Source organism: Saccharibacillus qingshengii (genome assembly GCF_013185195.1).
Lineage (GTDB): Bacteria > Bacillota > Bacilli > Paenibacillales > Paenibacillaceae > Saccharibacillus > Saccharibacillus qingshengii.
Genome location: NZ_JAAZWC010000001.1, coordinates 273,028 through 285,757 on the forward strand (window position 1 = coordinate 273,028; position 12,730 = coordinate 285,757).

The following is a 12,730-nucleotide window of genomic DNA, read 5'->3' on the forward strand; positions in this document are numbered from 1 at the left end:
AGCGGAGCCGAGACCCCTTTTCAATCGCATATCCATCACACTTTCTTTCTCTTTTCTCTCCAACCTTTTACGTAACCAAGGAGGAGAAAAAGTGAAATTTAAAGCTACCCTATCCCCCCAGCAGGCGACCTACGCCACGCGGGGCCACCTTCAAGTCACCCGTACCCTGACCCCTCTTGATTCTTCGGAGGCCATTTCTTCTATTCTTACCGCCATCGATACCCAACGAGGCGCCCTGTTCACGAGCGGCTATGAATTTCCTGGCCGTTATTCGAGATGGGACGTCGGCTTTTTGAATCCGCCGATCGAGCTGCGCTCTTCGCGCGGTCTTTTTGAGATTCAGGCACTTAACGAACGCGGCGATCTGCTGCTCGACTTCCTGTATGACCGCCTTGCCGCCGATCCCGTGTTTGATCTGAGCCGCGAGGGTCGGCTGATCTCGGGGTCTATTCTTCATCGGGAAGACGAAGACGAGATGCTGTCGGAAGAAGATCGGACGCGCCGCCCTTCGATCTTCACTTTGGTGCGCAGCATCAAGGAAGCGCTGGAAGCCCCGGAAGACTCGCAGCTTGGCCTGTACGGCGCTTTCGGCTACGACCTGGTCTTCCAGTTCGAGCCGATGGAACTCAAGCATGAGCGTACCCTGGAGCGCCCCGATGTCGTGTTGTATCTGCCGGACGAGATCGTAATTGTCGACCGCCAGCAGGATCAGGCCTACAGCCTGAGCTACGATTTTGCTCTGGACGGACGTTCGACCGAAGGTTTGGACCGCTCGACGCCGTCAACCGCCGCGATCGTTCCCGGTGTCGACCGTTCGCAGCTTCCGGCCTATGTACCGGGACGCTATGCGAGCCTCGTCGATACGGCGATCGAGCAGTTCAAAGTCGGCAATCTGTTCGAAGTCGTCCCGACCCAGACGATCTACGAACCGTGCCCGGACGCGCCATCCGTCGTATTCGAACGGCTAAGCGCGATCAATCCGAGTCCGTACGGTTTTATCGTCAACCTCGGCAGCGAGCATCTGGTCGGGTCCTCCCCGGAAATGTATGTACGCGTCGAAGGCAAGCGGATGGAAACCTGTCCGATCTCGGGCACGATCAAACGCGGCGCTTCGCCGATCGAAGATGCGGAGCAGATCCGCAAACTGCTCAATTCGCGCAAAGACGAAGCCGAGCTGAATATGTGCACGGATGTGGACCGCAACGACAAATCCCGCGTATGCGAACCGGGTTCGGTCAACGTCATCGGACACCGCCAGATCGAGACGTATTCGCATCTGTTCCATACGGTCGACCATGTGGAAGGCACCCTTCGTGAAGGAAACGACGCCCTGGATGCGTTCATGACCCATATGTGGGCGGTAACGGTCACCGGCGCTCCCAAAAAAGCGGCAATCCGCTGGATCGAAGATCACGAAGATTCCCCGCGCGACTGGTACGGAGGCGCGGTAGGCTTCTACAGCTTCGACGGCGGCCTCAATACCGGCCTGACCCTGCGCACCATCCGGATCCGCCAAGGCACAGCGGAAATTCGGGTCGGCGCGACGCTCTTGTACGATTCGATTCCCGCCGAGGAAGAAGAAGAAACGCTGACCAAAGGCGCCGCACTGATCAAAGCGGTCCGCGGCCTGCAGCCCGCCCGTGCAGCCTCGAATCTCTCGGCTGCCGACAGCGCCCTCCCGGCGCCAGGCATCGGCAAACGGCTGCTGTTCGTCGATCACGAGGATTCGTTCGTGCATACGCTCGCCGGTTACTTCAAGGAAACGGGAGCGGAAGTGTTGGTTCTTCGGACCGCCGCCGCCCTGCGTACCCTGCGAGGCAGCGAGTCGTTCGATGCTGTCGTATTGTCTCCCGGACCGGGACGTCCGGACGATTTCCGGATGCGCGAGGTTCTGGATCTCGCGGCGGAACGTGAACTGCCTCTGTTCGGGGTCTGCCTCGGTCTTCAAGGCATCGTCGAATATTACGGAGGCGTGCTGGGGATCCTGGATGTTCCCCAGCACGGGAAACCGGCCCAAGTCAGCGCGGCGGCGGACTGTCCGCTGTTCGACGGCATCGAAGAGCCGTTCAAAGTGGGCCGCTACCATTCGCTTCATGCCGAGCGGATGCCGGAATGTCTTGAAGTAACAGCCCGCTCCGAAGACGGCGTCGTCATGGGAATCCGACACCGGGAACTGCCGGTATATGCCGTCCAATTCCATCCCGAGTCGCTGCTGACGGCAGAAGGGCGGATCGGGCATCAAATCATCGGCAACTTCATGCGTGCGGTGAGTTTAAGCAGATCGACTGTCCGCTGACCCTGCATGAGGATTATCGGACCAGCCCCCACATACTCAAAAAGCCCTGCACCGGATGAAGTATCCGTGCAGGGCTTTTGTTGTGTTTTCCGGGATCCGGGCAGGCCAAACGCCGCTTATTGTTATCTTAGGCTTTGGCCGGCTTTTTCATTTTTTCGCCCGGCTTGCTTCCTGACCGCTTCGCCGTCTCTCCATTTCTGCCGGAGGTCTTGGCCGGTTGGGCCGAACGCTTCGCTGCGGACGTTTTGGACGATGGCAGCCCCGCCGTCTGCTTTGCGTTCTGCGAAGCTTGAGCTTTTGATTGGGGACTGCGGGCTTGACCCGGGCCCGGTTTATCCGGCTGCTCGGGCTTTTGCTGCGCCGCTTGGGCCTGCATGGCCGCGATCGTGTCCGGGTCGGTCGGATACATTTTGCGGAACAGCAGAGTCTGCAGCAGCAGGAATGTACCGCTCGCCATCCAGTACAGCGGCATCGCGGCCGGAGCGCTGAATGAGAAGAAGAGCATCATCAGCGGGGAGATATACGCCATGATCGCCATCTGTTTGCGCTGCTCCGGCGTCATGCTGTACTGCGAAATTTTCGCTTGGCCCAGATACAAAATAGCGACCAGAACCGCCATGATCCAGTCCGGCTGTCCCAGCTTGAACCACCAGAACGAATGGGTGGACAATTCCGGAGTCAAGCGGATCGCCGTGTACAGCCCCGACAGAATAGGAAGCTGAATCAAGATAGGCAGACAGCCGATATTAAGCGGGTTGAAACTGTGTTTTTGATAGATGGCCATCATTTCCTGCTGCATCTGCTTCTGCTGCTCGGCATCTTTTTTGTTCTCGTATTTCTTTTTCAATTCGTCGAGATCCGGCTGCATGACGCTCATCTTGATCTTCATCTGCTGTTGGGAACGCGCCTGCCGCATCATCAGCGGGAACAATACGGTTCGCACAATCAGGGTAATCGAGATGATGCCGATCCCGTAGCTTCCACCGAACCATCCCGCCAGATGCTGAATCAGATAAGATATCGGAAACACGATATAGTGATTAAAAAATCCCGGTGTGCTGCTTGTGATCTCGCCGCTCTGCATGCCGCAGCCGGACAATAAGACCATCATTCCGATCAGTACCGTTAAAGCGATAAATTTGCCTGGTTTCGAGCCGAAAATGAATCCTTTTCCCTGTTCCATACTGCTCCTCCTAATCGATTGGACTGAACGTCATCGAATAGGAAAAAGCAGTCGCCGCCGTCTTCATCCGGGGCTTCGCGGCGTCTAATCATCCGGCTCAGTCTTGAAGGCGAGCTGCCGCTGCCGAGCGCCGGAATCGAGAGGAACGAACAGCGGTAATCGTAGTTGTTGAATTCGATCCACCGGATCCGGAGTCCGCCGTACAGAAACAGCAGGTAGAAATAACGCAGCACCAGCAGCAGGCTGACGGAAAATAAATAGGGGAGCAGATCTTGAAGATCCAGCAAAGGATTCACCTCCTTTCGCCGTTCAAATTAATGATTCTTTAATTGTGAATATTGTAACATATTCCGCTGCACTTGTATATTCCTTCTGTCTGCCGTGTTCTTCTCCCTGATGTTTCTTATCACAAAGCTCGCGTCGCATTGCTTCAAGAACCCGGCTTTAAGGTAAAAACGTGTAGAGCCATTTCAATTTGAACCGGAAAGCAGGAAGAGCCATGATGAGCTATCGAAAAAAACAGCTGCTCGGCTTTGGGACGATTCTGTTCGCGCTGATGATTCTGCTGTTTGTACTGGCCGCCATGCTCGACGGAGTTCGGCAAAATTTGTCGGAGATCATGGACGAGCGCTATGAAAAGGTCAGCCGCTCGGCCGCGTTTCGCAACAACTTTTCCTATCTCGACAGCGAGGTGGGCTATCTCCTCAACGAAACCGATTCCCGGCAGGTCACGATGCATACTTCCCTGATCGCCAGACGCAGTTCGGCTGCCTATACGCATCTGTCGTATCTTCAGCTCCACGTCGGCAGCGATGCCAATGCGGGTCTGCTCGATTCGATCCAGCAAGGGATGGACCGTTATATGGAAGTTGTGAAACGCATAAATACAGCACTCGAACAAGGTAGATCCCAAACCGCGGCTGTGTTGTTCGTGGAAGAAGCGCAGGGCATACGCACCAATTTGCTGCGTAACCTGGGAGATTACACCGGTATGCAGGAAGAGAAAATGAAACAGGCGCAGCATGAAGCGGATGACCGTTTCAATCAGATTCTGGTCGTCAGCGCCATCTCCGCTCTCGCGATTATTCTGATCGGCGTGGCCTGCGCACTGTGGGTAATCCGCGGCACAGGACGCAGCCTGCGCCGCATTACGGACGTCATGGATCGGTTCGATCCGGGCGCCGTCGAGAAAATGTCCCGTTTGCATGTGGAGAATGACGACGAAATCAGCGATATCGCGCGGGGTTACAATCATATGCTCGATGCGCTTGAAGACCATAACCGCAGGGTCCGCGAATCCAATCAGCGCATCGAAGAAAACAACTGGCTTCAGACGCGTCTCAACGAGCTGGTCCTTCTGTATCATCAAGTATCCGATCGGGATATGCTTGCACGTATGTTTTTGTCGATTGTGGCTCCGGCCGTAAATGCCTCTTCCGGCCTGTTCTATATTCGTGAATACAAGAACGGACAGACCCGATTCTCCCGCCTCGCTTCTTATGCCGACGGCAGTCCGTCCGATACCCGGCAGCACTTTGAAATCGGCGAAGGGCTGGTGGGGCAGGCCGCTCACGACGGCCGCGAAATTCTGATCGATATTCCCGAAAGCTACGAAGGCATGCTGCGGACGGGAAATGCGGAATTCCGGCCGCGGCAGCTCTGGGTCGTACCGATCGAAGCGGACGACCGGATCGAAGCGGTCGTGGAATTCGCTTCGCTGCAGACCTTCTCTCCCCTGCACCGCGAACTGATCAGGCAGCTCCGTTCGACCCTCGGCATCGCGCTGCAGAACATATCGGGCCGCACGGAAGTGGAGCGGCTGCTTCGGGAATCGCAGATGCTGACCGAGGAGCTTCAGACCCAGCAGCACGAACTGCGCTCCGTCAACGTTCGCCTCAAGCAGCAGTATGCCCAGGCCGAAGACAGCCGGCGCGAACTGCTCGATGCGCAGCAGGAACTGGAAGCGACCGCCGAAGAACTGCGCCGCTCTTCCCAATACAAATCCGAATTTTTGGCCAATATGTCGCACGAACTTCGGACGCCTCTCAACAGTATCCTGATCTTGTCCCAATTGATTGCGGAGAATCCCGAATATGCCGAAAGCGAAGACAAAAGTTATGCCGAAATCATCAACCGTTCGGGACAGGAGCTTCTGAACATTGTCAACGATGTGCTGGATCTGTCAAAAGTGGAAGCCGGCATGCTGGAGATCACGCGCGAAGCCGTATCGCTGCATGATTTCTCCGAACTTGCCCGCTACGGATTCGAAGCAATCGCCCGACAGAAAAATCTGGAATTTGAAATATCGGTTGCCCAAGATGTGCCCGAATTTTTCTATACCGACGGCAAAAGACTGCAGCAGATCCTCAAGAATCTGCTCTCCAATGCTTTCAAGTTTACGCAAAAAGGCAAAGTATCGTGCACGGTGCAAACCGCGTCCGCTTCCAACCTGCCCTGCTCCGCTTCCGGCGCTTCCGCAGACAGTCCGGCGATCTCCGTTACGGTCTGCGATACGGGAATCGGTATTGCCGAAGACAAACGCGAGATGATCTTCGAAGCGTTTCGTCAGGCCGACGGCGGCACGGAGCGCATGTATGGCGGAACCGGACTCGGCTTATCGATCTGCCGGGAATTCGCCCGTCTGCTCGGCGGCTGTATGACGCTTGAGAGCCGCGAAGGTTCAGGCAGCACATTCACCTTGTATCTGCCGGCCATGCCTGAAGAAACGGCGGCTCTCTCCGATTGGGCCCAAGAAGTTTAAAAGAAGGTTCGCCCGCAGCGAATACGGGCAGGCAGCCGACCTGTTGAACTTGCTACCGTATAAAATAACACTCAAAAAAGCCGTCCCTTCCGCAGAAGGGACGGCTTTTGCTCGTTCAAACCCGGAGGCTTACTGCCCCATTTTCCGTTCGCCGTCGTACGTGGCCAGCACGCCGTACAGTTCCGGTCTGCGATCGCGGAAGACGCCCCACTCGATCCGGTCGATCTCGAGCTGGTCGAGGTCGAATTCGGCGGTCAGCACTTCTTCTTGGTCGCGGCTGGCTTCGACGATTTTGCTGCCGCGCGGTCCTGCGATAAACGAGGATCCATAGAAGTTAATCGACGAATCTTCGTCGCTCTCCGGACCGATCCGGTTGGAGGCGATGACCGGAATCAGATTGGAACCGGCATGGCCGAGCATGCACGCCTGCCAGTGGTCTTTGGAATCGATCGAGCTGTCCTGCGGTTCGGAACCGATCGCGGTCGGATACAGCAGGATCTCCGCACCCATCAGCGCCATGGCGCGGGCGGCTTCGGGATACCATTGATCCCAGCAGATGCCGACGCCGATTTTGCCGTAGCGGGTATTCCATACTTTGAAGCCGGTATCGCCCGGATTGAAGTAGAATTTCTCTTCGTAACCCGGTCCGTCCGGAATATGGCTTTTGCGATACGTGCCCATGATCTCGCCGTCCGCGTCGATCATCGCGAGCGCGTTGTAGCGGGCATAGTTTTTCTTTTCATAGAAGCTGATCGGCAGTACGACTTCCAGCTCTTTGGCGATCTGCTTGAAATGGTGAATCGCTTTGTTGCTCTCGAGTTCCGTTGCGTACTGATAGTATTCGGCTTTTTCTTTTTGGCAGAAATAAGGCGTCTCGAACAATTCCTGCAGCAGGATGACCTGTGCGCCTTCCGCCGCCGCTTTGCGCACGAGCGCTTCGGCTTTGCGGATATTGTCGTCGATGTCCCAGGTGCAGCTCATCTGGGTTGCGGCCACTTTCACTTTTCTCATGGGGAAATTCACTTCTCCTCTCGATTTACGGTTCTCTATGGTTCATCCGTTCTTCGGGCTTTAGTTTTGGCGTCCCGCCGGAATCTGCTGGGTCGTGCAGTGCACGTTGCCGCCTTCGCGAATCACGGCCATACCGTCGACGGTACGAATCCGGTAGTCGGGGAACGTCTGCCGGAGCACTTCTTCGGCCAGACGGTCGGTTTCTTCGGCGGCTCCGCCGAAGACCGGCAGAATGATGCCTCCGTTGACGAAGTAGAAGTTCAGGTAGCTCAGGGTCAGGCGGCTGCCTTCATATTCGGTATAGGGCGGCTGCTGGATCTTGACGATCTCAAGCTTGCGCCCGCGTGCATCCGTCGATTGTTCCAGAATGCGCAGATTCTCCTGCGTGATCGCGTAATTGTCGTCCGCCGGATCGTCGCAGACCTGGATGATGACTTTGCCCGGCGCGGCGAAGCAGGCGGCATTGTCGACGTGACCGTCCGTCTCGTCGCCGGCCAGCCCGCGGTTCAGCCAGATGATCTTCTCGACATTGGTGAATTCCCGGACGTAACGTTCGATCTCATCGCGGCTCAGCGAAGGATTGCGGTTTTCGTTCAGCAGGCATTCTTCCGTGGTCAGCAGCGTACCCTCGCCGTCGACATGGATCGAACCGCCTTCAAGCACGAGCGGCGCGTCGAACCGGCGCAGTCCCAGATGCTCGAGCACCGCCGGTGCTACCGCGTCGTCGAGATCCCAGGGCGAGTACTTGCCGCCCCAGGCATTGAAGCCCCAGTTGATGCCGGCCCGCTCACCGTCTTCGTTCACGACGATCGTCGGACCATTGTCGCGCAGCCAGGCATCGTTATGGGCAATCGCCAGCAGTTCGACCGGATGTCCGGCGAAGATCGGACGCAGCCGCTCCTCGTCTTCCGGATTCACGATCAGCGTGACCGGTTCAAACTCGGCAATCGCTTTGACCAATTCGGCGTAACCACCGCAGACTTCTTCGTAATTGTCCGGATATACCATCGAAGATTGGATCGGCCAGGACAGCATCGTGCGTTCGTGCGGGGCCCACTCGGCGGGCATTGTATAATGAAGAGCTTTCGGATTCATCGTTAGTCGTCCCCTTGCCTGGAAAATGATCGCGCAAAAAACCTCTTATTCGCGAACACCATCATACAATAAGTTCAGCCTTTATTCAAAGGTTGTTTGCGTAAAAAGGCGCTGCCGATTGTTTCCTTTTTCAGGGTTTTTTTGTGTTTATTATTGTGAATTTTTCATGTAATGATTTTATTATTTTAGTATGAAGCGACCTGTATAGAGTTTTGCGCTTCCTGGAGCAGGCTCTTCCACGCCGGTGCCGTTCGTTCCTGAGTTTGCGCCCATCTGCGGAAAACGACGTCCAAACTTTTGATTTCCGCAAAAGAACCGTCGATCAACCGTGCAGCCGGCAGCCGATGATACAAACTTAGCAGCATACGCACCGCCACCTTGTGACGGCGGATGATTCGCGCCTGCAGTGCCGGAACTGCCGGATAACCGGCGGCTTCGAGCAGCTCCAACCCTTCCGCCATCGCTTCGACCACCTGACGCAGCAGTTCCCTGTCGCTCGCTACCGCTTTGACGTCGCCTCTCCGGCTGCTCCATGCGGCGGCCAGCGGCACGACGGAGATCATATGAGTTTTGAGCCAAGCATCGATATTGCTGTGAACGACAATCTTGCAGCGGCTGTCGGCGAATGCCTGCTGAAGAAGAGGCAGAAATTCGATTTCTCCGTTCATGGCCCCAACAATAAGTTTGCCCCCGCCGGTCTGGATCGATACGACGGTTCCGTCTTCTCTGCGGATGCCGCCTCCAATCTGAAAACCGAACGATATTCGTTTCACGCCGCCGGCCAACCGCCGAATCTCCGCTTCCGTCGCCGCGATATCGGGATTATTGCCGATCATGACGATGTTCTCGCTTATATTGTCCGCCAGATTCGGCAGTACCGCTTCGAGATCCGAATATTTCATTACCGTAAAAATCAGATCATACTGATCGTCCGCTTCAAGCTTGCGAATGATCCGCGGCCGATCCGTTGTTGTTCTTTTTTGAACATGATGCCGAATGACCAATCCGCTTTGTTCCAGCTGCTGCGCCCTTATCCCTCTTGCCAGCATCGTCACCTCGTGTTTGCCCTGCATCAGCAGATGGGCCGCTGCACTTCCCAATACGCCTGCCCCGTAGATCAATATTCGCATTGCTGTTCTCCTTTTCGCTTTACGGTTTATTTATCAACAGATGTTGATTCCTTAACAACTGTTGATTATTCTTAACGTAAGCGAGATCCGGGCAAGCGGCAATCGTTGATATGTGCCTTTTTGTCGTTTTCGCGACACGCCCCCTATCTTTGTTCAGTAAAGGAGCCAAAAAACGATGGACAGACGCGTTCGCAAAACGAGAGAAGGATTATTCGAAGCGCTGATTGAACTGCTCAAAGAAAAAAAATTCGAACGGATCACGATTCAGGAAATTGCCGAGCGCGCAGACGTCAATCGCGGAACCGTGTATCTGCATTTCGAAGACAAATTCGATCTGCTGAACCAGTGTATCGACACCTATCTTCAACAGTTGAACGAAAGCTGCCGACCGATCTATCCGGACGAATCGCCCGAAACCTCGATGCTGCGCACGTTCGAGTATCTGGAGAGCCGGTTCGAGGTTTATTCGGTGCTGATCCAGGGCGACAGCCTGCCGGCTTTTCGCCTGCGGTTATCTGCGCTGCTGCAGCAGGGCGTGGAACAACAATTCGACCTCCGCGTTCATGACGCGCGGATCCACCGCGAAATCGCCGTTCAATTCGTGACGACAGCCATCTCCGGACTGTTCGAATGGTGGATCGTCCGTTCCATGCCGTACCCGGCGGCCAAAATGGTCGGACAGCTGGCTCTGCTGCTGCAGATGCACGGATTTTCCGGAGCCGAAGGAGATCAGCCGGAAGAAACGCCCGTGTCGGATCGCCGCTGACTTGCGTCCGTTTTGTGCGTTTTGTATGCTTACTAAGAAAGAGTGTGCGGAAAGATTAAGCCAAGAATGGAGAAGTGCCGAATGAACCAACCGAGAGTCTGGTCAGGAAGGTTTCGAAGATTGTTCCTGAACAACAAATTTGTGCTGTTTTTGTTTATTGCGCTGTTGGTCGGCGTAAACGTGCTCGTCTTTTCCAAAATATCGTTCATTTTCAATCCGCTGTGGGTACTGGTCAAGACGATCGTTCTGCCGATTATTCTGACGGGTGTCGTGTATTACCTGCTCAACCCGATCGTCGATTTTATGGAAAAGAAAAAGGTTAAACGGGTCTATACCATCCTCTGTTTGTATGTGCTCATCATCGGTGCCCTGACTACCATCATTATCTTGATCGTACCGGTGATCCGCGAGCAGCTGTTGGGCTTTTTCGAGAATTTCCCGGCCTACAGCCAAACGATCCAGACCGAGTTCGAGAAATGGATCGGCAGCGATCTGGTGACCCAGTTCCAGACGGCCACCAGTTTGAATACGCAGGAGATCGTCAGCACCTTTTCCGAACGGGCCACCACGATCCTTAACCACACCTGGTCGGGTATAGGAGGGCTTCTCGGCGTTGTCAAAGAACTGGTGCTGGCTATCGTCACGCTGCCTTTTATCCTCTTCTATCTGCTGAAAGACGGACATAAGCTGCCGGATTATATCTTGAGCTTTATCCCGACCAAACTCCGTCCGGGCACATTGACGGTTCTCAAAGAAACGAATCACCAGATCAGCTCGTATATTCGCGGTCAGATCATCGTCAGCATGTGTATCGGTGTGCTGCTCTATATCGGCTACCGGATTATCGGACTTGAATATTCGCTCGTTCTGGCAATCGTTGCCGCGTGTACCGCTATCGTTCCGTATCTCGGTCCCGCGATCGCGATTACGCCGGCTCTTATCGTGGCAGCGGTCACTTCACCTATCATGCTGCTCAAAATGGTGATCGTCTGGACAGTCGTACAGCTGGTGGAAGGCAAATTCATTTCGCCGCAAATCATGGGCAAGTCGCTCAAGATTCATCCCATCACGATCATTTTCGTCATTTTGACCGCCGGCAATCTCTTCGGGGTCGTTGGCATTCTGGTAGCCGTTCCGGGTTATGCGGTACTGAAAGTACTGGCGAATCACGTGTTCGACTGGTTTAAGATGAGATCCCAGATGTATCTGTGACGCTGCGAACAAGAAGGCTTGAACTTGAAGCTTCTCTTGCTCTTGGCTCAAAAAAAAGCCCCCTGTCCGCTTGAGCGGAATCAGGGGGCTTTTGTATGCAGTGTCAGGTCCGGCCGGTCCAATCTGCGGGTGCGATTTCCCGCCAGCGGCGGACAATTTCTTCGTACCGTTCGGCTTCCAGCGGACCGGCTTCGATCAGCTTGGCATTCTGATGCCAGCGGTCCGGCTTCGTCGTGCCTACGATCGCGGTATGCACGCCCGGCGTCGACAGGGTGAAGCGCAGTGCGGTTGCGACGGAGTCTTCTTCGGATTGGAAACCGTAATTCAACTCGCGCAGACGTTTCCAATACACATAAGCATAATCCGACGGTTCCACCGTATCAAACAGCCAGGCGGCATTGGCAATCGGACGTTTAATGGTAACGCCCATATTGCGTTTGACCGCTTCCGGCAGCGTCAGTTCGATCGCTTCCTGATCCGCTACGTTCAGCGACGTTTCCAGACTGTCGAACGCATCTGTCCGGATCGCATACAGCGCATCCGTGGTATCGCCGCTGTAGCCGATACAACGGGTCTTGCCTGCTTTTTTCGCCTGCTGCAGCACTTCGATCACTGCTCCTTGGCGCAGCACTTCTTCCGAGCAGCTGTGCAGATGAATCATGTCCACATGGTCCACCTGCAGACGCTTGAGACTCCGGTCGATCGTCGCGGCAAGCGTAACGGGATCCCAGTCCGGTCCATCTATACCGGCGGCATGGCCGCATTTGGTGAACAGGTAGAAATCGTCGCGGCGGTGAGCGATCGATCTGCCGATCAGTTCTTCGCTGTCTCCGTAGCATTCGGCCGTATCGATAATATTCAATCCGGCATCGATCGCGCTCCCAAGCAGCTTGTCCACATCCTGCTGCGAAACGCCGCTGCCGATTTCGGACGCTCCGAAACCGAGCACGCTGACCTCCATGCCGGTACTGCCATAGGTTCGTTTTTCCACTTTTGCATCCTCCTCGTCTCGGCGCTCAAGTTGCAGCCCACTTTCTTTTTACCCGGAAAAACCTATAAAGAAAGCGTATTCCAAAATTATTTCGAAAAGCAGCAGACGAACGAAAGCCTACTGTTTATACGAGACAAGCGTTTAACGCTTGTCTCTTTAGAGGTTCGGTTTCGCCCGTCTGATTCGCACCTAACCCTTGTGCGATTCAGACGAACGAAAGCCTACTGTTTATACGAGACAAGCGTTTAACGCTTGTCTCTTTAGAGGTTCGGTTTCGCCCGTCTG

Annotated in this window: 8 protein-coding genes and 4 pseudogenes; 6 read left to right on the plus strand and 6 right to left on the minus strand. The window is 55.1% G+C overall.

Annotated features, from left to right (window positions below; genetic code table 11):
* The first annotated feature begins 91 nt into the window (after positions 1 to 91).
* The gene (locus HRQ60_RS01245; RefSeq protein ID WP_172193816.1) at positions 92 to 2,296 is read left to right on the plus strand and encodes an anthranilate synthase component I; all 2,205 of its coding nucleotides are present in this window, start codon (positions 92 to 94) and stop codon (positions 2,294 to 2,296) included.
* Between the two features lie 394 nt (positions 2,297 to 2,690).
* Here HRQ60_RS01245 and yidC read toward each other — a convergent pair.
* Positions 2,691 to 3,479 (minus strand): annotated as a pseudogene (gene yidC / locus HRQ60_RS01250) (membrane protein insertase YidC); the annotation flags it as partial.
* Entirely contained in the window at positions 3,422 to 3,766 is a 345-nt protein-coding gene (locus tag HRQ60_RS01255) for a hypothetical protein (RefSeq protein ID WP_172193818.1), read from the minus strand. The pseudogene yidC and the gene HRQ60_RS01255, both read right to left, overlap by 58 nt.
* Before the next feature lie 719 nt (positions 3,767 to 4,485).
* Between HRQ60_RS01255 and HRQ60_RS24080 the strand changes: the two are divergent.
* The 3 pseudogenes from HRQ60_RS24080 to HRQ60_RS24090 all read left to right on the plus strand — a co-directional run.
* A pseudogene (locus tag HRQ60_RS24080) lies at positions 4,486 to 4,743 on the plus strand (HAMP domain-containing protein); the annotation flags it as partial.
* A pseudogene (locus HRQ60_RS24085) lies at positions 4,735 to 5,256 on the plus strand (GAF domain-containing protein); the annotation flags it as partial. The pseudogenes HRQ60_RS24080 and HRQ60_RS24085, both read left to right, overlap by 9 nt.
* A 234-nt stretch (positions 5,257 to 5,490) precedes the next feature.
* A pseudogene (locus HRQ60_RS24090) lies at positions 5,491 to 6,240 on the plus strand (sensor histidine kinase); the annotation flags it as partial.
* 129 nt (positions 6,241 to 6,369) lie between these two features.
* Here the strand turns inward: HRQ60_RS24090 and aguB are convergent.
* The 3 genes from aguB to HRQ60_RS01275 all read right to left on the minus strand — a co-directional run bounded on the left by aguB (position 6,370) and on the right by HRQ60_RS01275 (position 9,476).
* Positions 6,370 to 7,251, minus strand: a complete 882-nt coding sequence (gene aguB / locus HRQ60_RS01265; protein ID WP_172193820.1) for an N-carbamoylputrescine amidase — start codon at positions 7,249 to 7,251, stop codon at positions 6,370 to 6,372.
* Between the two features lie 60 nt (positions 7,252 to 7,311).
* A complete protein-coding gene (locus tag HRQ60_RS01270) occupies positions 7,312 to 8,346 on the minus strand; it encodes an agmatine deiminase family protein (protein WP_172193821.1) in 1,035 nt (344 codons plus the stop codon).
* Positions 8,347 to 8,531: 185 nt separating this feature from the next.
* Positions 8,532 to 9,476: a ketopantoate reductase family protein gene (locus tag HRQ60_RS01275; RefSeq protein ID WP_172193822.1), complete on the minus strand. Its 945-nt coding sequence runs from the start codon at positions 9,474 to 9,476 to the stop codon at positions 8,532 to 8,534.
* A 175-nt stretch (positions 9,477 to 9,651) separates the two neighbouring features.
* On the opposite strand from HRQ60_RS01275, the gene HRQ60_RS01280 reads away from it, so the two are divergent.
* Both HRQ60_RS01280 and HRQ60_RS01285 read left to right on the plus strand, forming a co-directional pair.
* Positions 9,652 to 10,242 carry a TetR/AcrR family transcriptional regulator gene (locus tag HRQ60_RS01280; RefSeq protein WP_172193823.1) on the plus strand — a complete coding sequence of 197 codons (591 nt, stop codon included), beginning with the start codon at positions 9,652 to 9,654 and terminating at the stop codon, positions 10,240 to 10,242.
* Positions 10,243 to 10,323: 81 nt separating this feature from the next.
* The gene (locus tag HRQ60_RS01285; RefSeq protein ID WP_172193824.1) at positions 10,324 to 11,454 is read left to right on the plus strand and encodes an AI-2E family transporter; all 1,131 of its coding nucleotides are present in this window, start codon (positions 10,324 to 10,326) and stop codon (positions 11,452 to 11,454) included.
* 103 nt (positions 11,455 to 11,557) lie between these two features.
* Here the strand turns inward: HRQ60_RS01285 and HRQ60_RS01290 are convergent, their stop codons facing one another.
* Positions 11,558 to 12,445, minus strand: a complete 888-nt coding sequence (locus HRQ60_RS01290; protein WP_172193825.1) for an aldo/keto reductase — start codon at positions 12,443 to 12,445, stop codon at positions 11,558 to 11,560.
* Between the last annotated feature and the right edge of the window lie 285 nt (positions 12,446 to 12,730).